This is a genomic window from Brevibacillus sp. AF8 (assembly GCF_021270385.1).
Classification (GTDB): domain Bacteria; phylum Bacillota; class Bacilli; order Brevibacillales; family Brevibacillaceae; genus Brevibacillus.
Window position 1 is genome coordinate 86,166 of record NZ_JAGQDN010000011.1, and the last position, 23,641, is coordinate 109,806.

General features: G+C 41.3%; 20 protein-coding genes and 1 pseudogene. 8 read left to right on the forward strand and 13 right to left on the reverse strand.

The window, feature by feature from the left end:
• Positions 1-57: 57 nt before the first annotated feature.
• The 5 genes from KB186_RS15875 to trpB all read right to left on the reverse strand — a co-directional run bounded on the left by KB186_RS15875 (position 58) and on the right by trpB (position 5,118).
• Positions 58-636: a GNAT family N-acetyltransferase gene (locus KB186_RS15875; RefSeq protein WP_232773958.1), complete on the reverse strand. Its 579-nt coding sequence runs from the start codon at positions 634-636 to the stop codon at positions 58-60.
• Positions 637-754: 118 nt separating this feature from the next.
• On the reverse strand, positions 755-1,417 hold the full coding sequence (locus tag KB186_RS15880) for a CPBP family intramembrane glutamic endopeptidase (RefSeq protein ID WP_232773959.1): 663 nt from the start codon (positions 1,415-1,417) through the stop codon (positions 755-757).
• Positions 1,418-1,565: 148 nt separating this feature from the next.
• On the reverse strand, positions 1,566-2,780 hold the full coding sequence (locus KB186_RS15885) for a NupC/NupG family nucleoside CNT transporter (RefSeq protein ID WP_173610578.1): 1,215 nt from the start codon (positions 2,778-2,780) through the stop codon (positions 1,566-1,568).
• Positions 2,781-2,837: 57 nt separating this feature from the next.
• Positions 2,838-3,776 (reverse strand): nucleoside hydrolase, encoded by a 939-nt coding sequence (locus KB186_RS15890; protein ID WP_232773992.1) that lies wholly within the window; start codon positions 3,774-3,776, stop codon positions 2,838-2,840.
• Positions 3,777-3,951: 175 nt separating this feature from the next.
• Positions 3,952-5,118, reverse strand: coding sequence for a tryptophan synthase subunit beta (trpB, locus tag KB186_RS15895; protein WP_232773960.1), 1,167 nt, complete (start codon positions 5,116-5,118; stop codon positions 3,952-3,954).
• Between the two features lie 214 nt (positions 5,119-5,332).
• Between trpB and KB186_RS15900 the strand changes: the two genes are divergently transcribed.
• Positions 5,333-6,658, forward strand: a complete 1,326-nt coding sequence (locus KB186_RS15900) for an esterase-like activity of phytase family protein (protein WP_229087944.1) — start codon at positions 5,333-5,335, stop codon at positions 6,656-6,658.
• 60 nt (positions 6,659-6,718) lie between these two features.
• Here KB186_RS15900 and KB186_RS15905 read toward each other — a convergent pair whose 3' ends face one another.
• The 3 genes from KB186_RS15905 to KB186_RS15915 form a co-directional block, all read right to left on the reverse strand.
• Positions 6,719-7,138, reverse strand: a complete 420-nt coding sequence (locus KB186_RS15905) for a HEAT repeat domain-containing protein (protein ID WP_370646690.1) — start codon at positions 7,136-7,138, stop codon at positions 6,719-6,721.
• Positions 7,139-7,513: 375 nt separating this feature from the next.
• A complete protein-coding gene (locus KB186_RS15910; RefSeq protein WP_173610581.1) occupies positions 7,514-8,728 on the reverse strand; it encodes a macrolide family glycosyltransferase in 1,215 nt (404 codons plus the stop codon).
• Between the two features lie 253 nt (positions 8,729-8,981).
• Positions 8,982-9,776: a glycosyltransferase family 8 protein gene (locus KB186_RS15915; RefSeq protein WP_173610582.1), complete on the reverse strand. Its 795-nt coding sequence runs from the start codon at positions 9,774-9,776 to the stop codon at positions 8,982-8,984.
• Positions 9,777-10,101: 325 nt separating this feature from the next.
• Here KB186_RS15915 and KB186_RS15920 point away from each other — a divergent pair, with 325 nt between their 5' ends.
• Complete coding sequence (locus KB186_RS15920) at positions 10,102-11,187, forward strand: glycosyltransferase family 28 protein (protein ID WP_173610583.1); 1,086 nt, start codon at positions 10,102-10,104, stop codon at positions 11,185-11,187.
• A 265-nt stretch (positions 11,188-11,452) separates the two neighbouring features.
• Positions 11,453-11,896 carry a cell wall hydrolase gene (locus KB186_RS15925; protein WP_173610584.1) on the forward strand — a complete coding sequence of 148 codons (444 nt, stop codon included), beginning with the start codon at positions 11,453-11,455 and terminating at the stop codon, positions 11,894-11,896.
• A gap of 96 nt (positions 11,897-11,992) precedes the next feature.
• Here KB186_RS15925 and KB186_RS15930 read toward each other — a convergent pair whose 3' ends face one another.
• Positions 11,993-12,172: a winged helix-turn-helix transcriptional regulator gene (locus KB186_RS15930; protein ID WP_221866844.1), complete on the reverse strand. Its 180-nt coding sequence runs from the start codon at positions 12,170-12,172 to the stop codon at positions 11,993-11,995.
• On the opposite strand from KB186_RS15930, the pseudogene KB186_RS28460 reads away from it, so the two are divergent.
• From KB186_RS28460 to KB186_RS15950, 4 genes and pseudogenes are all read left to right on the forward strand, one after another.
• Positions 12,152-12,418: pseudogene (locus KB186_RS28460) on the forward strand (NAD(P)H-dependent oxidoreductase); the annotation flags it as partial. The gene KB186_RS15930 and the pseudogene KB186_RS28460 sit on opposite strands and share 21 nt — an antisense overlap.
• Before the next feature lie 679 nt (positions 12,419-13,097).
• Entirely contained in the window at positions 13,098-13,556 is a 459-nt protein-coding gene (locus KB186_RS15940) for a hypothetical protein (RefSeq protein ID WP_173610585.1), read from the forward strand.
• Positions 13,557-14,024: 468 nt separating this feature from the next.
• Entirely contained in the window at positions 14,025-15,560 is a 1,536-nt protein-coding gene (locus KB186_RS15945; RefSeq protein ID WP_173610586.1) for a thiol-activated cytolysin family protein, read from the forward strand.
• A 188-nt stretch (positions 15,561-15,748) separates the two neighbouring features.
• A complete protein-coding gene (locus tag KB186_RS15950) occupies positions 15,749-16,246 on the forward strand; it encodes a hypothetical protein (protein ID WP_229087942.1) in 498 nt (165 codons plus the stop codon).
• 261 nt (positions 16,247-16,507) lie between these two features.
• Here the strand turns inward: KB186_RS15950 and KB186_RS15955 are convergent, their stop codons facing one another.
• The 4 genes from KB186_RS15955 to KB186_RS15970 all read right to left on the reverse strand — a co-directional run bounded on the left by KB186_RS15955 (position 16,508) and on the right by KB186_RS15970 (position 23,033).
• The gene (locus KB186_RS15955; RefSeq protein WP_232773962.1) at positions 16,508-18,703 is read right to left on the reverse strand and encodes a tetratricopeptide repeat protein; all 2,196 of its coding nucleotides are present in this window, start codon (positions 18,701-18,703) and stop codon (positions 16,508-16,510) included.
• Between the two features lie 6 nt (positions 18,704-18,709).
• Positions 18,710-19,762 carry a hypothetical protein gene (locus KB186_RS15960; RefSeq protein ID WP_232773963.1) on the reverse strand — a complete coding sequence of 351 codons (1,053 nt, stop codon included), beginning with the start codon at positions 19,760-19,762 and terminating at the stop codon, positions 18,710-18,712.
• A gap of 819 nt (positions 19,763-20,581) precedes the next feature.
• The gene (locus tag KB186_RS15965; protein ID WP_232773964.1) at positions 20,582-21,235 is read right to left on the reverse strand and encodes a lysozyme inhibitor LprI family protein; all 654 of its coding nucleotides are present in this window, start codon (positions 21,233-21,235) and stop codon (positions 20,582-20,584) included.
• A gap of 505 nt (positions 21,236-21,740) precedes the next feature.
• Positions 21,741-23,033, reverse strand: a complete 1,293-nt coding sequence (locus KB186_RS15970) for a helix-turn-helix domain-containing protein (protein ID WP_232773965.1) — start codon at positions 23,031-23,033, stop codon at positions 21,741-21,743.
• A gap of 227 nt (positions 23,034-23,260) precedes the next feature.
• Between KB186_RS15970 and KB186_RS15975 the strand changes: the two genes are divergently transcribed.
• Positions 23,261-23,458, forward strand: coding sequence for an aspartyl-phosphate phosphatase Spo0E family protein (locus tag KB186_RS15975; protein ID WP_232773966.1), 198 nt, complete (start codon positions 23,261-23,263; stop codon positions 23,456-23,458).
• Positions 23,459-23,641: the final 183 nt, after the last annotated feature.

The following is a 23,641-nucleotide window of genomic DNA, read 5'->3' on the forward strand; positions in this document are numbered from 1 at the left end:
AAGGTCTGCGTCATAGTATCCGATTTTTTCATCCACTTGCTTCCGTAAGGGGCAAATTCATCCCCTTCCTTTTTCGTAGTCCTCTTTCAGCATTCCGTATATCTCTACGTCCACAATCCCTTTGCCCGACCATAGCGTTGCTTGTCTAAGTGTTCCTTCCTTCATGAAGCCATTCTTCAACAATACTTTTTTGGAGGTCTCATTCGGAGGCATCACTTCCGCCTGTATTCTGTTAACGTTGACATCCACGAACAAAAAATGGAGCAATATGTTTACTGCTTCTGTCGCAATCCCTTTTCCCCAATGCGCTTCGGACAAGAAGTAGCCAATCGTCACCATGCTTACCTTTTGCTGAAAGTCGAAAGCTTCGATAATGCCAAGCAAGTGATCTGGGTTATCATTGGCGAATATCCCCCATTTGATCCTGGATTTTTTCAAATAGTCTCTCTCAAAATGCCCGATCATGTTTTTCACTGTCGCTTTATTATGCTTGGGGATAATGCCGCAGTATGCAAATACATGGTCATTGCTGTAGATTTCAAATACTTCTTCCAAATGCTGCTCTTCGATTTTCTTCAAGGTGAACCGATCTGAACTTAGAATGGGAAATTGGTTAAAAAGTACGTCAACGTTCATGATTTCAGCTCCATCTTTTGATATTCTCTAACTTCTTATTTTTTCCAACATGCCCCTTTTTCCTCCTTATCCACCTAATAGAAACAGGTATGGAAGCTTGCCTCCATACCCGCATCATTCATTTCAAGAATAGTAGATAGACAGCCATAATCCCTGAATCTGCAAGGATATGACTGATGATCGAACCCATCAGTGAGTTGCTCTTGTCTCGCATATATCCCCAAATCATTCCCGCCAAAAAAACCGGAAAAATCATCGCAATATTATACGGCCAGCTAAACAAAGGAATGATGGAGAGGAAATGATACAAGCTGTAAAACAATGACGTCAGCAAAATCATGGTTCGCTTTGTCCGCTTTCCTTCCAGCTTTTTAAATAAATATCCTCTCCAGTAGATTTCCTCAAGAAACGGATTGATCACTAGCAAAACAAGGATGAGCCAAACGACAAGATTGCCTGAGAAATCCCATTGTACCAATAAATTTTGCAGATCATCCTTATCAAACAAAAAGCTGTGAAAGAAATATCCCGCAACAATCATGGTGAGGAAGAAAAGAAGTCCAGTCAAAATGCCGTGATATATATTGGGGCGGTTGATTCCCAATCCCATTTGCCTGAATGTGTCCCGCCATGTATTTCTTTTCAAAACGATCATGTCCACAAACGGAACCGCAAACAGCCATCCGTAAAATAACAGAAACGTTATTGGCACGCTACTCATGACTTGTAAACCCAAAAAGATCATGATTGTTGGCCCTAGAAATAACAGTACATGCTTCATCGTATCCCCACCAAATCATGGCTTGTTTTTACTAACAAGATTGTAGCCGGGAACACAAAAAGCGAGTAGTACCAACTTCGCGTAGTACCCAAAAAAACGAGGGCATGGATCACTCCAGCCCTCGTCTTATTTCTACCCACTCACTCATCTAAATGAGCATCCCGGCAATCGCTGCGCTCAACAGATTCGCCAAGGTTGCCGCAACTACTGCACGCAAGCCCATCTCCGCAAGGTCTGATCTTCTTGACGGAGCAAATCCGCCCAAGCCGCCAATGACCATAGCCAGCGCAGCCAGATTGGCAAAGCCGCAAAGGGCGAAGCTGATGATCACAACACTTTTTTGCGACAAATGCGCAATCTCAGGGGCAAAAGCCGTGTATGCCACAAATTCGTTGAGAATAATTTTTTGCCCGATGAAAGAACCGGCTTTTAGCGCTTCCTCCCATGGAACCCCGATCATAAAAGCAATCGGCGCGAACAGGTAGCCTAAAATGTGCTCGAGCGTCAACGCTTGTATTCCCACTAACCCGCCAAGCCAGCCAATAATCGAGTTCAGCAAGAAAATCAACGAGATAAACGCGAGCAACAGCGCCCCGACACCAGCAGCTACCTTTAGCCCGTCCGAAGCTCCTCGAGCAGCCGCGTCAATGACGTTTCTGGATTCCGTATCCTTCATCACTTCTACGTGTGCTACCTTCTGTTGCTGTTCTGTTTCTGGCATGATAATTTTCGCGAGCAACAGACCACCCGGCGCTCCCATGAATGCTGCCGCCAGCAAATATTCAATCGGCACACCAAGCATCGCATACCCACCGATCACCGAACCCGAAACGCACGCCAGTCCACCTGTCATTACAGCGAACAGTTCGGACTTGGTCATTTTCTCAATATAAGGCTTTACGACAAGTGGCGCCTCAATCGGACCCAAGAAAATATTTGCAGAGGCTGACATGGATTCGGTTTCGCTCGTTTTGAGCACCCGAGACAAAAATCCACCAATAATTTTCGTAGCCCACTGCATAATTCCGAGATAATACAGGACCGAAATCAAGGAAGAGAAAAAGATAATAATCGGCAATACTTGCAGCGCAAACGTAAAGCCTGCGTTCTGTGCACCAAGTATCCCGCCAAACAAAAACTGAATTCCCGCATTCGTCGAATCAATGATGCTTTGAACAATCGACGCCAAGTACTCCAGAAGCTTTTTCCCAAAATCCCATTTCAGTACGACCAAAGCAAAAATAAACTGAATGGCAAACGCGCCAATGACCGTTCTCGGTTGAATCGCTCTGCGATTTTTCGAAAACGCAATGGCTATAATAAAAATTCCCAGGATGCCGAGAACTCCCCAAATATATTGCATGAACATACCCTTTCTGTATCGCCAGCTGTGTCGATTTCTAAGATGACTTGCTTTGTTTTAAATCGCTTTTTTCGCTAATTCTGTCATGTAATCAAAGAATGCATCACGGTCTACGTCGTAAACCACATGTACCGGGCGTCCGTCAGTCGTCTCAACGGTTCGACCTTGGCTAGCACCATCTGTAATGACGATGCTGTTAACCGTTTGCACCTTTACAAGATCACTATTGCCAACAAATGCTGTGGTTAATACATCCCACAGGTAGTAAGTCGAGTTGGTCGAGAAGTGTACAAGCGGCGGCACCATTGCGTAGCATTGACCCAAGAAATCGATACCGATATGCTTGCGATCCTTTGCCCAGCGATCACGAACATCCAGCGTCAGTGGGACTTGGTTCGTGCTCTCCAGTGCGACCAAATCAATCTCGATTCCACTTTCCCATACACGAGCAGCCGCTTCCGGGTCCCAGAATACGTTCCACTCTGCGGTTCCATCGTGCTCAGGCTCGTGCACGTTGCCTTCTTCACGGAATGTTCCGCCCATCCACACCAGGCGTTCTACTTTTTCTTCGATGGTTGGATCGACATCCAATGCACGCGCAAGGTCAGTCAAAGGACCGGTAAACAGCAAGGTCGTTTTTCCTTCCGTTGCACGCAGCGTTTCAATCATGTGAAGATGTGCAGGCTTGTCAGCTACTGGCGTGATCACTTGTCCCGATTCATTGAGCAAGGGCAATGCATCTACATAAAATGCATGCATGCGCCAGTCTTTGGGAAAAGGATTTTTCCCGCGGGAATTGGACTCTGCTACATCCAAACCGCCGTTACCGAAACGATCAATGATTTTCCGGCTGGCAAACATCGCTGGTTCCAAGTAGCAATCCGCTGGAATGACGGATACCCCCGTCAGATTCACATTGTCCATTTGGAGCAGCAAAAATAAAGAAATTAAATCATCAACGCCGCCATCATGGTTAAAGTAAATGTTTTTCTTCATCATTATGATCTCCAATCTCATACATGAACTTGTAAGAAAGTACACTGAAACCACTATTATTTGGAACCCTTCAAAAAATAATACTAAAGTTTCACTAAAAAATATATAATCACATTGAAAAACACAATCACTAGACGAAAAAAGAGGCTATCCCTCAGGACGGCCTCTGCATCTATTATTTGTTTAACAGATGGAAAACTTGCTCAACGTCTTTGTCACCTCGTCCTGAAAGGTTAACAATCAGGATCTGCTCCGGTGAAAGAGTGGGAGCCAACTGCAAAGCATAGGCAATGGCATGAGCGCTTTCCAAGGCGGGAATGATTCCTTCTGTTCTCGATAGTTCTTGAAAAGCCGCCAACACTTCTTCATTCGTCACCGTATAATATTCCGCTCGTCCACTGACTTTTAGCTGGCTATGCTCTGGGCCAATGCCAGGATAATCCAGACCAGCAGCAATCGAATACGTTTTTTGAGGTTCCCCATTTTCATCTAGTAGCACCAAACATTTAAAACCATGAAGGACGGCTGGAACCCCTTTGGTCAAGGTAGGTGCCTGATCAGGCTCCACACCAATCAAACGAACAGATGGTTCCTCTATATAATGGGCAAAAGCTCCAATCGCGTTACTGCCACCGCCAACAGCGGCGATAACCGCATCCGGCAAACGACCTTCTTTTTCCAAAATTTGTCGTTTTGATTCTTCACTGATAATCGATTGGAAATACTTTACCATCGTAGGGAACGGATGCGGACCAACCGCAGACCCCAATAGATAGAACGTGTTCTGATAGTTTTGTACCAAATCATTCAGCGCTTCATCAACTGCATCCTTCAATCTTCCTTGCCCTTTGGACACCGCTACCACTTTTGCCCCTAAAAGCTCCATTCGAAATACATTCAGGGCCTGTCTTTTCGTATCCTCCTCGCCCATATAGATCACGCATTCCATGCCAAACATCGCGCAAACAGTCGCGGTAGCAACTCCATGCTGACCTGCACCCGTCTCGGCAATAATACGCTGTGCACCCATTCGCTTTGCCAGAAGGATTTGACCGATGACATTATTGATCTTGTGCGCCCCAGTATGGTTTAAATCTTCTCGTTTTAGATAAATTTTGGCACCGCCGAGTTTTGCCGTTAAATGACGAGCAAACGTCAGCGGATTCTCACGCCCTATATATTCTTTCAGATAATACTTGTACTCTTCGACGAATTCCTCATCATCTTTATACTTTTCAAATTGCTCAGCTAAATAGTCCAATACTTCCTGCAATTGTGGAGGGACAAAGCTTCCTCCAAACTCACCGAAATATCCCTTTTTTGTCTGTTCTGTCAACGACATGCTCATCTCTCCTCAGCTATAACTAGTCCTCAATCCTTCCTTGCATTTTATAAGATCCAAAGAGCGTGTGTCAATTTAGTTTTACGATTATTCGGAATTCATTATTCCGTTGTTAATTTTTACAAAACCATCATTTTAGCTTCATATTTTCCCAATATAGATCGGGTAGTCTAACACAAGTGGTTCATAACGTCGTTTTTTCATTCGGAGGGATATGATGAAGATTCACTTTCAAAAGAAAAGCTTGCTGATCGCAACAATCACGGCTATCTCCTTGATCGGAACACAAGGAGCAGGTGCAACGCAAAATGTAACGGAAGCACCTGTTGTAGCCGAAATTCACGAATGGAAAAATCCTCCTGCGCTCGCTGAAGGGATTAAAGAAGGTGGTTTCTCCGGTTTGGTGCATCTCCCTAACGATCCTCCTTCTATCTTTTATACATTGGCTGACCGTGGACCAAATGGTCAATATGGCAAGGACGAGCTGCGTACGTTCCCTGACCAAAACTACACACCACGCATGTACAAAATCAAAGTAGAGAACGGAAACATTCATGTTTTGGAAACAATCAAACTGCATTTGCCACAGGGCAAGATCAACGCTTTTTCAAAAACTGCCTATATCAGTGGATTGCCAAACCTCGCTGGCCCTGATGAAGTTCCCTACGATGTAACGGGGACAAAAAAGATTAGTTACGATCCAGACGGTTTGGATTTGGAAGGCATCGCTTACAGCCCGGTCGACGATACTTTTTGGTTATCCGACGAATACCGCCCATCCATCATTCAAGTAAAGCGTGACGGCACAATCCTGGGCCGCTATGTACCAAAGGGCACGAAAGAAGCCTTGGTTGCCGCAGGTGCAAAAATGGAGATTTTTGATACACTGCCAGCCGTCTATTCCAAACGCATTGCAAACCGTGGCTTCGAAGGTATCACCATCTCGCCAGACGGCAAGTTCTTGTATACTTCGATCCAAAGTCCGATGGCACTCCCTGATAAAAAGACAGGCGAAGCTTCCCGTAATCTGCGCATTTTAAAGATGGATCTCGCCACCAAAAAAGTCGTAGGCGAGTACATGTACATTGCAGAGAACGCAAAAGATTTCGTGAAAGTGAAACAAAAAGACGTCGTTATCAGCGACTTGGCAGCACTCAGCCAGGATGTGTTACTGATTGACGAGCGAGACAAAAATGCCGGTGCAGACGCACAGCTTAAGCGAATTTACAGAGCAGATTTTTCGAAAGCAACCAATTTACTCGGTACGCCAACAAGTGAGCATGACTTCGAAAAACTCACCGTTGCCCAAGTGAAAGAAAAAGGAATTGTACCTGTTTCCAAGGAATTGCTGGTTGATGTAGCCAAGCTGAACTATCCTCATGAAAAGCTGGAAGGACTAGCGATTGTGGATAAAAATACGATCGCCATTGTGAATGACAATGACTTCGGCGTTGAGGGCTATGACGAGAAGGGTAAGATTAAAATTAATAGCAATCCTACGCAAATGTATGTGATTAAAGTGGGTAAGGATTTGAAATAAGAAGGAAAAGAAGAAGTCCTGCACTTTCAGAAAGTGGCAGGGCTTCTTCGTTCCAAATAACTATAACGACGCCCAGGTGTTTTCAAGCCACTGATCAAAATCAGCACCTTTTTCTCCCTCGTACGTATCATAGATATCGCTTCTCATTTTTTGCAGTTTCTCTTTGAATTCCTCGAAGGTATGACCTTTTGGCAAGCTTTTCTTAATTCTTACCAAGGCTTTCGTTGCTCCTTTGATCAAGTCGCCTTTTTTCTGAGCAGGTAATCGAACACCTTCCCCAAATGCTTTCAGTTTTTGAAAAGCAGTCTCTTGCACTTTGTACACCGTATCGTTTTCCATGATTCGCGTCAGTAATTTCATTGTTTCTTCATGCTTCCACTGACCCAATTCTTCAACAGCCTCCAAGCGCTCTCTCCAATTCGATGTACGATTGGCAGCCTTCTTTAATTCCTCAAAGTTTAGAGGAAGCTCGTTTTTCATTACAGGTTTATTCAATCAAATCTATCTCCTTCTGACTATCATCCTTCTATTATGGCATTACGTCACATGAATAACACCCCCTGCTTACATATAAATTGCTCGAAAAACTAGATCTGCTCCCGGCTCGATCACCTATGTATTCGCATCTTTGTGGACAGTAGCTTCGTGGGCGTAACCATAGATGGTTCCGTACAGGAGATGATTCAGGTACTTCTACTAGCGTCGGAACAGAGTCCAAAGCCAATGTAAAAGCCGCGAACGGATTGACCCCCACACAAGGACGAGTTAAAAGAGGTGAGAGTGTTGGGGAACAAAGATTTTATAGTAAAAAAGCTTCTTGCCGCTCATGATGAGGAGGCAAGAAGCTTTTCACTTTTAATTCGGCACGGAATACAAAGTCATGATACGTCTTGCAGCTTCTTGGTATCCGCCAGCGTTTCGCAAAGAGTCCCCCACCTGTATCGCACGCTCTTTATAAGTGGATTCATTCAACACTTGCAGCAAGGCATCCTTCAAAGCTGTCGGTGTGAGCTTCCCTCTATCTAACATAATACCCGCTCCCAGCTCCTCCACCCGCTTCGCCACAATCGGCTGATCGGAGCTTAATGGAATCATGACGAGGGGCACATGAAAATAGAGAGCCTCACTCGTACTGTTCATGCCAGCATGTGTAATAAAGGCGTCGGCTTGCTGGAGCACTTCCAGTTGAGGAACGTACGGTTCAACAATAAAGTTGGATGGAATATGGTCTCCGAGCGACTCCCGTTCCGTTTCTCTTCCGCAAGAAAGTACGAATTGTGCCGGAACATCTTGAAAGGCTGCAAAGCACAGTTTGTAAAATTCCACATCTTTGGTCAAAATACTGCCCATGGAAATGTATACAACCTGATCGTATGGAGCACGAAGCTTTTCAAACGGAAAAGAAGGGGCATCCGGACGCGATGTAATCGACGGCCCTGTAAAAAGGTAGCTATCGTCCAGCTTGTCAGCATCCGGTTGGAATTCACGGCTGGTAAAGACAATTTTCATGTCCCCATACTGACGGGTAATATCTTCAAGCGCAGGAACGGTAACGTTGCATATACGAGCAATGCTCTGTGCAGTCTGCGTCACTCGTTCGTTTAGTGCATCTACATCTACATCACTTGCATCAAACACTTCGACAATCTGGCTGAGCGGTTCAGCAAAGGCCAGGTTGGTTACGGAGCAGATCGTCGGAATTCCTAATTTCTCACCTAAAATCGCCCCTCCCCATCCAAACAAAGAGTCAAAAATCAGGTAATCAAATGATTCGTTTTCTATCTGCCTGAGAATCTCGGGAATGTGGGGTTCAATAATGCCACGCAGCATAAAATCGGTGAAATGAAGAGGGTGTTTGAATTCTGTCGGGTTAAAGCCTAAATCACGAGATACTAGTTCATCCATTTGATAAGCTCGGAATTGCGCTCCAGTCTGAGCAAGCCTATCCCGATATTCTTCTGAACACATATAGACGACTTCTTCTCCGTTGTCGACTAGCTGCTTCACTAATCCCAATGTAGGATTCACGTGACCATCTGCTGGAATCGTAACATACAATACGCGTGCCACTCACTCCACCTCCAAAAGAATACCTGACTAGAAAATGTTTCCATTTCATTATAGGCTAGATCCGTGGTGAAAATGGTTAAATTCCAAATATTTCATAATTTGTTCAATATTTTATATGAAGATGTTTAGTATTGTGCATAAACCCTTATATTTCAAAAAAGTTCCAACACAAAAATCCCTCCAGCCAACATTTCTCCATGTGAAGGGATTTCTAACCATATTATTTAATTAGGAAAGCCTTAAAGCTCGATGCCTACAAGGAGTTTAGCTTCTTTACCTTTTTGAGATATTTAAAATATTCCTCTCGAAGCGGGTGCTTTTTACTCAACCACGGTTTGCTATCTTCCCCTGTGTAGTGAATAATGGCCGGGTCTATTCGCAGGTTGCTTTTATAAAGATGTTTGGACTGGTAATTCCACTTTGTGTCAAGTTGAAGCCAATTATCATGAAGAATCGCATTCATCGGATCTTGACTGGGATAACGAATAATACCTTGGTTCTTTTTCATGTAATCCATAATCTTGCTTGTGATGTTATGCTCTCTCCATTTTTTTAAATTCATGACTAATACTCCCGCATTAAAGTAATCACAGTCATCCGGAATAGCAAGGTCGGCATGTCTTAACTTGTTTAAACCTTGCCAAGAATCCATCACCGCTGCAAGGTAATATTGATCAACTTTTGTGTTCCATAATGGAGTGATGTCTTTTTTAATAACGATATCACTGTCCAAATAAATCACTTTTTCTACTTCTTTGTCCAGCAGGTCTGGAATCGAAATTCGATGATAGGTTTCCTGCGTAAGATGATCACGGACGAGGAATCCATCATATAGGGTCGGATCAATAGTGACGTATTTAATTTGAGCATGGAATCGTTTCACAGTTTTCGTTAAGATGGATTTATTTTTCCCAGAGACTTGACTGTCGATAACGTGAACGATGACTGGGTTTTTCGAAACCTTATTTTCAAAAAGGGAATATAACATAACTGCGAGATGTATAGCAAAACCATCATTAACGGCTGTTACAATATGAATCGTGCCCACTATTCTCCCACCCCATATCCTAATTGAGCTATATATACACACTATTCATGGACAACGTTGGTTTGTGTGATGGAAATACCTAATTATTTCTAGATGGGAGCACAATTCACAGCTGCAAACCTCCGCTGATGCCGCTTTTTTCTGTGATCGATCAGAAAACCGTTATACGACTAGAGCATGTTCCATCCATCCCCATAAAATATATAAGCTGTGAGAACGACTCGAATTCGGCACTGACCTTATCCCATAAGTTGCGGTATGGGGGTAATTTGTCCAAGCTCCAGACAGGGCACAAGAAAGTACCTATTTAAAAGGGTGATGAAATATGATCTCCTTTGTGGTTGGCAGAGGTATGGGCCATCTCGGTAGATGCATTAGCATAACGGAAAAATTGCAGCAACACCATCTTCCTATTCACGTGTTTGCCTTTCGGGAAACACATGCCTATTTATCGAAAAACCTGCACAATGACGTCCAATTAAAAGCCTTTAAATCCAAAAAATTCGAGGATGGTAAACAAACCACACTATTAATAAATGATTGGCGCTCTGATGTGCCTCGCTTTCGCAGTGAGGGGAAAGTCGGTGGAAACACAAAGCTCGTGACCCTCTACCACAGTGACTTTATCATCGGTCATAATGATTCAGCTCCAATGCAGGAATACAAAAATCGCATTGTAGAAATCGCCAATCAATCCGATATCTTTCTCCACATGAATCTTATACCGCCTAAAGAGACCCCTCCGCAAATGAACTGCATCTATATCCCTATTCCTTTAATCACCAGGGAAATCAGCCAGTCCCCGAAAGAAGTGCGACGCATACTCGGCCTTCAGCAGAACGAGTCGTTTATTCTGGTTCACATGGGCGGCGGACTCGCTAACCGTTATGAACAGATCGTGAAGTGGTATGATGAAATAAACTCACTTGCCGGCCGCTATCGATTTGTTGTGGCAGGTCAATTAGCAGATGAAGATTACCCATTCGATGAAAGAATCATCAAAGCCCCTCTCATCCCGAATGGCAAAAATCTTGTTCAGGCGGCCAGTCTGGTCATTAGCAAACCGGGCATGGGTATTTTAGGAGATTGCATCTCGACAGGAACACCATTGCTTTTCCTCCCGCCGGATGATGCGGAACGCGAGCAAAAATTAGATATGCTAAGAGAAATAGCTAATAGTGATAAGGTATCGATCCAGGAGCCGGATGAGATTGTACCAAAGATAGAGCATGCGTTAGCCAATAAAGAGGGCATTCAAAAAAGATTTAGCCTTATCCCAACTAACGGGGCTGAGGTCGCAAGCAAAATTATCGAAATGGCATACCGGATCCCGTTATCGAAATTGGCAAAAAAACAGGAAGATCTACTGCGCTTGACGCCGTATAGCTCATTTGGAAATAAGGACGGATGACTTTGAAGCAAATAAGGAGGACTGTCTTAGGTAGAAGATCAATTTCTACTTAAGACAGTCCTCTTACTTTCACGTTACGGTATAGGTACGATCTGCTATCGGCAGATTGTCAAATGCAATGCCTTCCACATGTGTTGGGTCGACTGTGAAAACAACAAAGAAAATGTCCACGGATTGGTTTTTGCTCTTCAGAGCGATTTGAAGCGTAACATATCTGCTCCATCTACAATATGATGTGCCTAGAACAATCTAAAGAGGTGAGCCGATGGCAGTCGTAAAAGCCAGGAACAGTGACATTGACATGTTGGCAAGGTTGCTTCGAGCCGAAGCTGTAGGTGAAGGCGAAATGGGTATGCTCCTTGTGGGAAACGTCGGAATCAACCGAATAAGAGCAAACTGCTCCGATTTTAAGGGAATACGGACAATTCCTCAAATGATCAACCAGCCGCATGCGTTTGAAGCTCTGCAACATGGTATGTACTACCAAAGGGCTAGAGATAAAGAACGCCGTCTGGCACGACGGGCTGTGAATGGGGAGCGGCATTGGCCGGGCAAATTCTCCCTCTGGTATTTTCGTCCGGGAACAGCACAAAATCCCCTGCCTTGTCCGCCGACCTGGTATAATCAGCCAAATGTAGGACGATACAAGCTTCATTGTTTTTATGAGCCGACCGCAAAAGAATGTGAAAATGTCTATAATACCTTCTAATTTTGCAGACGAAACGGCCCAGACATTACTATACGGGTGAGTTACGACAAGGGGCTTAAACGTTAGCCCCTTGTATTCTATTCCAATTTCATTCAATTAATCTCTCTTTTCGAAATCTCCAACGTTCTCCAGTGACTTATTCTCTAGCAAGATGATATCTTCTCCTTGCTGTTGTCTTCTTTTAATATTTTCTTTCCCCCAGGAACACATAACATCAACGATCTTATTCGCTGTAACTCCATATTCCGTTAGGCTATATTCGACTTTTGGCGGCATTTGCTGGTACACCAGCGCTGGAAAGAAGAGCTATTGCAATATCCAAACGATATTACCATTCATGAGATTTACAAAGAGTATCCTGACTGGAACATTGATGTTCCCAGAGAGCAACAGCTATTAGAGGCATATGACCATGTCATCTTTCAATTCCCGTTGTATTGGTACAGTTATCCGCCTTTATTGAAAAAGTGGTTTGACGATGTTTTTGCTTACGGATGGGCTTATGGATCAAATGGGGACAAAGCTTCATTTCAAGCTAGCGATGAGGAAATCAATCATAGTGAAAAGAATATATCGATTATATCTTTACGTATCGGAGTAACTGATATCTTCCATGCTCGCTGTCCCATCCTATTTTCTTAGGATAGGACAGCCCCTTATCGTTTTCATATTACTGGAATACTTCCTCAGATTTTTCTGTTAAATACCCAAAAATTACCATGACGTGATACAAGCACTGTCACTTAACTTCCCAACTCCATAACTTAATAGCAGGGAGGACAAAACAAAATATCTCCCTGCTTTATGGAGAAAGGAAGAGGATAAATGGTAACATTAGTTGTCTGCATATTTGAATCTGAAGGAAGTTTCTTCTCTGTTGTTAAGCTCAATGGGATAGAAGTTACTGTCCCTATTTCGAGCGAGGTTTATAACCTGCTTAAGCTGATCGGTGTTCCTCAATGTCCACAAGTCACTCTATAAGCTGGAAGAATTAAGTTCTGCTAAATCTTTGCTTAGAGGCTGATGCTACATCAGCCTCTTTTCCACAGTTTCACTCTAAGACTGGTCCACCATTCATACGCCTACTCTACCTATTCACTCACATATTCTTCTGTAGCTTGTGACAAGGAAAATATTTACATCTATTGTAATAAATTGTAAAATACATATGATTTCAACTACTTTTTAGGAGGTCAAACTAATGAAGTTAAAGAAACTGATGTCAGCTCTTGGACTTACAGCTTGCCTACTTTCCATGTCAGCTTCTGCATTCGCTATGGGCGATGCCAGAGAACCCGATAGTCGGGACACACCAAATTATTTTCAAGGGATCGTCGATAGTTTTGAGGGTACCATTGCAAAACAGGAATATGGAATGGATCAAGACTACTTTAGATGGACGAACAACACTGGGCAAGGAAAATCATTTTACATTAATTTCGACACCTATCAAAATCGTAGCCTAGACTATCAGATTTTTGAAATAGACCATAACGGTCAAGCCTATCAAGTATTTAAAGATACCGGACGGGAAACCTGGTTTGTCTATTTGCCTGCTAACGGTGATCTTAGAATAAAAGTTGGTGCTCAAGATGCAATAAGAGTTGACCCAAACGTGAAATACATCATTTCCTTGAGTGAGCGTCCTTGGTGGAACTAGATTTGTTATAAGATTTAGAGAGCTGCTTAGAAACGTGGTACAAGCAGCTTCTCTAAATCTTTTGCTTTCTACATGTAAAATTCTCATCTGATCTGTCGTGAAACGTTATCACTCGTAATGATTCTTGTATCCCATTTCCCTCACCAATTCCACAGGCCTTGCTGGGGCTGTCCTTTCGCTGGAATCACAAATTCATTGTTTTAACACTCCATTTTTACTTAGCTAACATCTATCGTTAGCTCAAAATGTTTGCCCACAAGAGCCGAGCGAAACCCAGGTGTCCATTCCTGAATTTCCTCGGATTTTTCAATATATCTAATGCGGACGTAGGATATGCCCCACCCAATACTTCCTGGTTCAGTCTAAAGATTCTTTCGGAAACTACCGATATAGTTAGTATTCCAAAAAATATATTTAATGGGAGTATAATAATTGACGTTATGCTCACATCTCAAAGGGGTATATCTTATGAGGATTCGAAATCATACTAGAATTTTAAAAGTAATCGCCAGTTTATCTGTTATTTTCGCGACTGTTAATTATCCAGTTATCTCCTTTGCCGAAACAGTTGATTCTAGTGAAGTCAGTGAAACAAGCAATGCAGATGACATTAATACCGGTATAGCAGACTTGGACTATGATAATGACGAAATTTTAGCAGTAAGTGGTGATGAGATAGATAGTTTTGTTCCAAAAGAAGCACTCAATCCACATGGTAAGTTTATCGTCGTCGAACGTAAAAAGAAGTCACTTTCCACTTCTCCAGTAGATATTTCCATTATTGATTCTATGGCTAATCGCACTTACCCAGGAGCACTACAACTTGCAAATCGAGCTTTTGCAGAAAATAAACCGAGTTTATTACTGGTACCAAGAAAACCTTTAACGATTAGTATTGATTTACCAGGATTGAAAAAGGAAAATTCCATTACTGTGGATAATCCAACATACGGGAATGTTTCTGGAGCAGTAGATGAGCTTGTATCAAAATGGAGCGATAATTATTCGTCAACACATACTTTACCTGCCCGATTGCAGTATGCAGAATCAATGGTTTATAGCAAATCTCAAATTGGTAGCGCTCTGAATGTTAACGCGAAATATCTTGATTCTACCTTAGGAATTGACTTTCATGCGATTGCTAGTGGAGAGAAAAAAGTGATGGTTGCGGCATATAAACAAATATTTTATACGGTAAGTGCAGAACTGCCTAACGATCCATCCGATCTTTTTGATGATAGTGTTACTTTTAAAGATTTAAAACGTAAAGGGGTCAGTGACGAATCCCCGCCTGTTATGGTATCCAATGTAGCTTATGGTAGAACCATTTATGTAAAATTAGAAACAACCTCTAAGAGCAAAGATGTAAAAGCAGCCTTTAAAGCCTTGCTTCAGAATACGGCCAATGTAGAAACGAATGCCGAGTACAAGGATATTTTTGAAGACAGTTCCTTTACAGCTGTAGTATTAGGCGGAGATTCACAAGAGCATAACAAGGTCGTTACAAAAGACTTTAGTGAAATCCGGAATATCATCAAGGATAATGCGGAATTTAGCCTGAAGAACCCAGCATATCCAATCTCCTATACAAGTGTTTTCTTAAAAGATAATGCCATTGCTGCCGTTCATAACAATACAGATTATATTGAGACTACCGCTACAGAATATTCAAAAGGTAAAATATCGCTTGGTCATTATGGCTGGTATGTCGCTCAATTTGATGTATCCTGGGATGAAGTTTCCTATGATAAAAATGGGGAAGAAGTACTCACACATAAAACGTGGGAAGGAAGCAACCAAGACAGAACCGCTCCTTTCACGACAGTCATTCCTCTGCCACCTAATGCAAAGAACATAAGGATTTTTGCGAAAGAATGTACCGGCCTTGCTTGGGAGTGGTGGAGAACCGTTATTGATGAGTACAACATTCCATTATCGAATGAAATTAAAGTTGAAATTGGCGGAACGACATTAAACCCAACAGGTGGTATTACATTTAAATAGTTATGAAAAGAAACGGCTGAAATCCTTTTTATTAGGACTTCAGTCGTTTTTCTTTTTCTTATTCCTATGCAGGAGGAAAAGGTACAACGCAAAATGGGGCTAAAAACAGGGTAATTGGAAAACTTTGTCGAAATTAGTCATAGTTCTTTATTCCTGCATGCATTTGCAGTCAGAAAGGAGTTCGTAGAATGCAACAACGTACCTCTAGGACAACACTTAATCAACCCAACAAGTCAGCCACCAACCAAGCGAATAGGACGGTAGGTGGTCAAACAAGGCCGGCTGTCTCACAGGTAAATAGGGCAACAAACCAAGGAGGGGCAGGGAGTCAAAACAACGGAACAAACAGTCCTAACACCGTTTTGTGCCGCAAATGTAAGTCACCGCAAATTGTAGCCAACAAGAAAGGCTACAGCTTCGTTAACCTGTTTAAAACTCTTGGATGGATGGTATTGCTCCCTACCTTATTGCTTGTAATAGTAGGATTAATAGGATGGGTATTACTCATGAATCAATCACCATATGATTTGACTGAAATTATTCTCGCTATTATTGTAATAATTTGTCAAATTTCAATCGGTTTATCTATACCTGTCAGCATCCTAGTTGGCTTTGTCGGTAGAAATGAAATCGTAAACGGCTGTATGAATTGCGGCTTCAAATGGTCACCCGCCAAGAAGAAGTAAAATTTGAGAGGGGGAAAAGGCCAATATGCGCTACTGCCCTTTTCCCCCTCTTTTTGGTTATATGAATTCGCTTCGATTATTTGCGTTATAAAAAACAGAGAGGGTTTCACCTCTCTGTTAAGCCAATACCTCTCCATTATTAGTTTTCCTGACCAACAGTGAGCAACACTCCACATGTGTCGAGTATCCAGTGAGAATAAATATGATGTATTTCCCACCCAATCTATAAGTAAGTCACATATCATCTCACAAAATATTTCATTATTTCGAAACGAACAGGGAGGGTAACAGTTGCATCATTTCATTCACATGCGGTGATTCTCCAAACATGAGATGCTTGTTCCAATCTTCCGTGCCAAGTTCCCTATCACCCATTTTGATAAAACACAAGCCTCTCCGATAGTAAATATCTTGTTCGTCTGCATCAGAAAACGCTAAGGCCTCTGTATAATCGGAAATGGATAATTGCCACTCCTTCTGTGCTTCATACACCCATGCACGGTTGTAAAGGACGGTTGCATTTTTCTCTAGTGCAATAGCTTCAGTTAGATCAGCTATGGCCCTGTCATACTCCCCCATCTCATAGTACAGGACAGCCCTATTTGTCCAAGCGGCCATCATTTCCCTATCCTTGTTTAGGGCAGCGGTAAACGTTTTTAGTGCTTGATCATTATTGCCATCCGACATTTCAATTAAACCTAGTGTACACAGGAGCCGCGCATGATCAGGCTCTATTTCTAAACCGAATTCAGCATCTTTTCGGGCCATTTCGAATTTCTCCACTTGATACAATAATGTAGCTCTGTTAAGTAATCCATCAAGATTTTCGGGGTCTATATCAAGCAAGTAGTCATAGTCCGCCATTGCTTTCTCCACATCTCCAAGACGATTGAAGGCAGTAGCTCGATTGAAATAAACCTCTGGAAACGGAGGACTAAGCTTTATCGCTTGGTTATAATCTTCAATGGCTTCATCCATTCGCCCCATTCGGCTATAAAGGTTTCCACGATCAAAGTAATATTCTGGATAATTGGAATCAATCTGTATCACTTGGCTAAATGTTTCAGCTGCTTCTTCAAACCTTTTTAAAGCTACGTAAATCAGCCCTTTATTATGAAGCAACACCGAGCGATGCAACATATGTTCATCAGGAGCTAGAACTTGATTTAACCTTTGCCATCCTTCCGTAACCAATCGAAGCGCTTCTTCAGGATTATCCATATGCAACTCTACTAAAGCCAATCCATTTTGGTTAAATACTTGTTGAAATGCACGTTCTTTTTCATCTTCAATCCATTCTGCCAAATCAATGGCTTTTTGTATCCATTCTTTCGCCTTCTCGTGTTCTCGTTCTCGGTGATGCCTCGTATAGTACATCGAAAATCCATATGAAATTTGCATATGAACTCTAAAATCATCAGTGTTTGCGTACACTTCTCCTAAAAGCGTCGGTATATCATCAGTTTCACCCAATGCAGCCAGAGACGTAGCCATTTTCATTGTAAAATACCGGCTATTATCAAATTCGCTGCTCCAATTCGTCAGTTTCCGGCCACGTAGGCTCATATCGATAGTCGCATCGTAAAAACCCATGTTAATGCTATAACTAACTGCTTTAAACAACGCTTCGCTTGCCAATTTCTCAGAAGTACCGCGCTCCAGATGAAACGGAATGGCGCCTAAGTGCAGTGACCACTGCTCTTCTTTTATAAGGGATTCTGCACGCTCTTCGTGAAGGCTCTGACGAATTTCAATAGGAGTTGCTTCATAGGCGAGCAATTCCTGCTCACAATCTGATGTGCAGTCAGAAAATATGTATCGTTTCGTTAGATCAAGTCGCTGTTCGTCAGATAGATTTACTATCCCCATCTCTTGTTCGATGTCAGAAAGAATAATAGTAGGCTCCGTATACGTTTGTAACGCCTTTTTCAGGGCTTCCTTTTCCGCTATTTCACTGGAACTTACGATCACCTGAATCAGGTCAGACTTCGCACGACGCAGAAGTGTACTTATAAATTCTGCATCAAGTTGATCACAGGCCTGCACATTTTCAAAAACCAGGGTCAATTTTCCCATTCGTTCCCGATTCGCTAATGCCAATAAAAGATCGATCAAACCATTCGACATGCGAAGTGTACGCAATTTCGAATAATAACGTGTTCTCTCTTTCGGAATAGCAAGAGAGGTAAGTGTTTCTACACTAACAGGAATGACTGCTTTCAGTTCTGGTGCTATGGATAAGATCTCAATACAGTGTGATAAAATCAGGTCTGGCCATTTCGAATAAGCTTCCGGAATAATCTGGCGCAGAAGGTCACCAGTACCTGTATAGGGTCCTCTAAGATTGCAATGACAATTGCTGACATAACATGTGGAGTATTGCTCTTCGAAGTACTTCTTTTCTCGGTCGCTGCGTCGAGATCCAATCAGCCATTGGTGTGTAATCGATTGTTTCATTTCGACTCATCCCCTCTGTTCCATTGATAAATTCCGAATTTCCCTTTTGTTTCTACGCTCTTTTAGGTATAGATAAAATACAATTCCATACTGGATTCCCGTTATAGACAAGAAAACAACGGAATCCCAGAATTTCATATCTTCTCCTGTAAATATGGAGAGAAAAATATTCGTTAAAAGTTGAATAGCGACCGGAATCATATAGAGTATCATTCCTGTCATCATCATCCAGCCAGTTGCGTAAAAAAAGCTGTACCATCTTGCTACCTGATGATCCCGTTCCGTATACTTGGACATATCGACCATCTTGTTCTTTTTTCCAATTAGTCCATACCATATATTTTTCAAATAGGAACGTGTAGCCTCCTGAAGATTTACACACCCCAACATCGTAATCATTAAATAATAGATATCTGTTTGAAGATGAAAATAAAATTGCCAGAAGAAACGCAACAGTGTTGTAAATGCTAGTCCCATACAATATGCAGCTATGATTGTCTTCTCACCTGTATTTATCCAAATTGCACCAGCAACGATCACCAATAAGGAATACCACAAAATATCACCGAACATTCCAATTAAAAAGGGAAGAATACGCTTTCGTTTTGGGAATCCCCAAATACCAGGCATGGAAGAAGTGAAGACCAAAAAGTACATTCTTCTGCCTATACTTAGTTCTGACGGGATACCCAGTCTTCGTCCGGCAAGCATGTGCATCATTTCATGAAACAAGATCCCTGGAATCTGACCGATCGTCATGCCAAGAAAAATCGCCATGGCGTATTCGGAAAATAAGATGCTTTGTCGACCCGGGCGAATCTGTGGATATTGGTATAACAACCACAAGGCACAGGTTATAATGGCACCATAAATCAGCCAACCAACTGGAGAAAAAGCTAGCTTACCCAACCATTGCCCCGATACTTTCTGCGCTTTCGTTTCCTTTTCCTCAACATCACAAATAAATGTCAGGTCACGTAATGTCTGCAAAAAATCATCCATGTCCACTTCATCGTGATAGGTATCTTGATACCAGGAATGCGCTTCGGCAACCCCCATGCCCTCTTGCAGTTTTCGTACAAGTGCTGCTCCATCCTCAGGAAAAACAGCAAACGTATCCGTTCCAAACCGCCCAATCAGGACTCCTTGCTTATCCTCCAGAAATGTTAACGGGTGTAATTGGATCATGCGATTTTCGTTCATGACTTTCCTCCCGGATGTTGTCATGCTATCTTCATAATTGAAAAAGAGGGGCAAATGCCCCACTTTTCCAGGTTACTAAAAAATCTTTATGCTTCCATACAAGTGCAGTCGTACATTGTGTTAGCTACTGAAGTCAATTTTACAGGCTCGGTTTTTTGCACAGTAATTTTTTTCATAATAATGCCTCCGATAAATTGCTATTTATACCATATTCGCGAATGTATGGTATATACTGGTAATGATAGCTTGTATTTTTCGGACTGTCAATAATCTTTTGATTTTTTTGAAAATAAAATATTTTCAGGAAAAATATAAGGAAACGAAGGTAGGTAAATGAGGATTAAAAATTATGCTAACTAGGGATGTTTAACCTTTGTTACGAGGCGAGCGTAGGGGAATGCTTTTCCAATCTCCCACATTACTCCACCCTTTATATCTTAAGAGTCTTATCGCTTCCATGATGAATCAAATTTATTACGAAATAACCCTTCCACATTTAGGAAGGGTCTAGAAATCAATGCTTCTTGCTTTCATTTTTCCGTACTAACAGTGTACAGCACTCCACATGTGACGAGTAGACAGTAGGGGTGGTAGCCCCGCAGCGCGAATACAGTGTTATGCGCCGTTACTGTCTTCGAAGCATCACCTAAAAACCTTTGATCAAGATTCCAACTCCTATTTTTTACTTTGGTATAAAAACTCAACTTTACCATCTAGCAAATATCGATATTCAAATAATTGCATTGTTCTTTCCCTAATTCTCTCCCTTATAACCCTGCCTAGGCTTACCGATCCTTGTGATCCAAGGTAACCATTATTAATAAATGTCTTCTCTACAAATTTTGTTTCCCTTAAGTGATACTGTAACCATTCTTTCTGCGATTCAATTAGTGCTTCTCTTGGTTCTTTATTCAACTTAGAAAGAAGCTTTTTATATATTTGATTCAACTCTTTATCCCAAATCTCTGTATACTTGCTTTCCAAAGCCCCCCATCCCAATGTTGTAATAATCTCTTTGGAATTTTGAAATTCATTAAATTCCACTTCATAATCATGATCTATAGGATTTCGAAGCATTTCATCATAAAATTTTCCAGTTAAATCATAGTTCCCAATGTTCATGGATAACACTTCATTGTTAGAAGGATCTGATCGACCTTCAGTTATTTCTTTCGATTCTGTTCCATTACCTGTACTCACTACATCAGGAGGCTGTTCAGAATTCATTATTGATTTAGTTTCGCTGTTCAAAGTAGTCGATTGACTACTATTTTGACAAGATGAACATATTATCGTAATAAAAAGTAATAAGAGTATCTTACCTTTCATAAATTATCTCCTTAACTATTATCTTTACTATTTACCGGTAATGGCGCATATCCTAGGTTAGCTCTCGACAGATGCATCCTTTTCGTCTCAGTAGGTATTGTTGATATTTGTGCCGAGAAGATGAATAAAAGCACCTTGGCAATAGTTGTCAAAGTGCTTTTGTTACACAAGAACAAAGCATCTTATTTTACCACCCTGGGTCAGTGCCATAGGAAACTACTTGAGAATGGTTTGGAATGTTTTGTACCTCATTTGCTTGAATAGTTAGAAGCATAGCAATTAAGAACACCGTCATAAATATATGTAGGAGAAGCCTGTTCATCACTTTCCCCTTTGGATTTCGTTTATTAATGTCCGGGATTATCCGAATATAACTTTATAGTTTTTATTGGAGAAACGTTAGTTCCATGTTCAATTTCATTCCTAACATTAGGAGTAGTTACTGTCAAGACAGAAAACGAGATTATAACAGAACACGTTACAATGTTCATTAACAACTTTTTCATCATTCATCCCTCGCTTCGCTTTCCTTATATACCTCATTATATACTTCTTTCAGATTTCCTATAAGTTCCAATTTCATCATTTTTTCATGTGTGTAATGATGAGAATGTATCTCATTGTAACATTGCAAAATACTTTTATAATCACTTATCTTAGCGTAATGTAATATACTATTTAGATAAGCCTCCATTCCTTCATCAAAACAACCCTTCTTAACCCAAAATCTTCCTTTGTATTTGTAGTACCTTCCTAGTTCGGAATATTGATATGGATCTGTGTACTGAAGTAATATTTTACTCTCTTCTGACCCCAGAATACTGCTGATTGAATCAAGATCATTGACTTTAAATAAAGCTTCCAAAAGCATATTTACTCGATGTAAACGATTACTATCAGTTACTTCTTCTACACACTGATACAACATAGGAATAGCAACGCTATATTTCCCTGTCCGAGATAGAATAATGGCGCGGTAAAACTTCAACCGTTTAATAATCTGCGTGTACTTCAATTCTTCATAAATATTCAGGTGTTCTTCCAAGTTACTATATTTTCCTAAGAATAGGTATGAGTTGCATATAGCCAAAGCAACCTGTTCTTTTAACGTATTACTTGTCTTATCTTCGAGATGACCTGTTTTCCCCAGTTCAATACATTTGTTATAGTCCTCAATGTTATGAGCATGAAGCGCCATTCTATAATAAAATGTAATCTTTTCATCATGGGATAGGAAGTCAACATAGTGTAAAATTTCCTCCCCATTGCAGAAGGTTTCCTTTAGTTTTTTGAGATCATTTCGTTCAATTAGATATTTCTTAAATAAAGCTTTTGCAATGTATTTCGGCTCTCCGCACTGTCGTGCATAATTTGCGATGACCTTATAGAGAGCTAAGCGTATTTCGTTATTTATTACTATTACAGCAGTCGAATCAGAAAAGTTATACAGTCGCTCCAATGCCTTCTCAATCTTTTCATTCGGCGATTGGAGAATTTTCAATGATACGCTTTCCACTAATGAAGAATATTCACACTGAATGACCTCTTGAAGAATTTCAAATAACGTCTCAATCCTATTCTCATCCTCAATGTATCCTTCAATAATTTCTTCATACGGGTAAGGAAATAGAGTGGCTATCGACTTCACTGTTTTAAATTCAGGACGTTTTGTCTCTCCGCTCTCAATCTTTTGTAGTACGCCCCTACTTACACCAGTTCTATCTTCTAACTCAGCAAAAGACAAGCCGTTATTTCTTCGGCTCTCAGACAACATGTCCCCAATTGTTTTCTTTTGCACTATATCCCCCCACAACACAAATTTCCTTTTTCTTACAACATAATCGAGTAGGATTATAGCAAGTTGATGTTTGTTAATTCAACAAAAACAAACAGACATATTTCGACTGAAATTTACGAAAATTATCGAATAATGTCAAATGTATCAAGGTAAATTTTCCCATGGTTTTTTTGATATAGGTGCTATAGTGAAAAAAGAGGGGGTGAGACTATGGGGGACTGATAACGATGGTTGAATGGCAAGAAGTAAGCAACGAAGATCTAACACAAATCATCAAGAATCTACAATATCAGCTTAAAGAAGTCTTCAAACAACAGGGCAAACTGACAAACTCCGATGTGTTGAAGATAAGTCAAGAACTGGATGAGTACATCTTAGAGTGCCAACGAAGAAATCTTACTAATCAGAAAGGAGGTAAATTTTAAAAGTGAATGGACTTGTTTTGAGAAGGCAAATCAACAAGATAGGACGTTCCCCCTTTGCTTCCCGGCAACAGGAACGCCCTATAGGAGCACTTGAAACTCCTATGATTAACTCTATCATGAGATATTCAGATTAGAAAGCAGGAGATTTTTACGAAATAGACCTAAAAAACATAGCGGAGCATT

Coding starts and splice junctions, on each gene's coding strand:
- KB186_RS15875 (WP_232773958.1), bottom strand. CDS start 636: ATGAACGTTGACGTACTTTTTAACCAATTTCCCATTCTAAGTTCAGAT.
- KB186_RS15880 (WP_232773959.1), bottom strand. CDS start 1,417: ATGAAGCATGTACTGTTATTTCTAGGGCCAACAATCATGATCTTTTTG.
- KB186_RS15885 (WP_173610578.1), bottom strand. CDS start 2,780: ATGCAATATATTTGGGGAGTTCTCGGCATCCTGGGAATTTTTATTATA.
- KB186_RS15890 (WP_232773992.1), bottom strand. CDS start 3,776: ATGAAGAAAAACATTTACTTTAACCATGATGGCGGCGTTGATGATTTA.
- trpB (WP_232773960.1), bottom strand. CDS start 5,118: ATGTCGTTGACAGAACAGACAAAAAAGGGATATTTCGGTGAGTTTGGA.
- KB186_RS15900 (WP_229087944.1), top strand. CDS start 5,333: ATGATGAAGATTCACTTTCAAAAGAAAAGCTTGCTGATCGCAACAATC.
- KB186_RS15905 (WP_370646690.1), bottom strand. CDS start 7,138: ATGAAAAACGAGCTTCCTCTAAACTTTGAGGAATTAAAGAAGGCTGCC.
- KB186_RS15920 (WP_173610583.1), top strand. CDS start 10,102: ATGATCTCCTTTGTGGTTGGCAGAGGTATGGGCCATCTCGGTAGATGC.
- KB186_RS15925 (WP_173610584.1), top strand. CDS start 11,453: ATGGCAGTCGTAAAAGCCAGGAACAGTGACATTGACATGTTGGCAAGG.
- KB186_RS15930 (WP_221866844.1), bottom strand. CDS start 12,172: ATGCCGCCAAAAGTCGAATATAGCCTAACGGAATATGGAGTTACAGCG.
- KB186_RS15940 (WP_173610585.1), top strand. CDS start 13,098: ATGAAGTTAAAGAAACTGATGTCAGCTCTTGGACTTACAGCTTGCCTA.
- KB186_RS15945 (WP_173610586.1), top strand. CDS start 14,025: ATGAGGATTCGAAATCATACTAGAATTTTAAAAGTAATCGCCAGTTTA.
- KB186_RS15950 (WP_229087942.1), top strand. CDS start 15,749: ATGCAACAACGTACCTCTAGGACAACACTTAATCAACCCAACAAGTCA.
- KB186_RS15955 (WP_232773962.1), bottom strand. CDS start 18,703: ATGAAACAATCGATTACACACCAATGGCTGATTGGATCTCGACGCAGC.
- KB186_RS15960 (WP_232773963.1), bottom strand. CDS start 19,762: ATGGGGGTTGCCGAAGCGCATTCCTGGTATCAAGATACCTATCACGAT.
- KB186_RS15965 (WP_232773964.1), bottom strand. CDS start 21,235: ATGAAAGGTAAGATACTCTTATTACTTTTTATTACGATAATATGTTCA.
- KB186_RS15975 (WP_232773966.1), top strand. CDS start 23,261: ATGGTTGAATGGCAAGAAGTAAGCAACGAAGATCTAACACAAATCATC.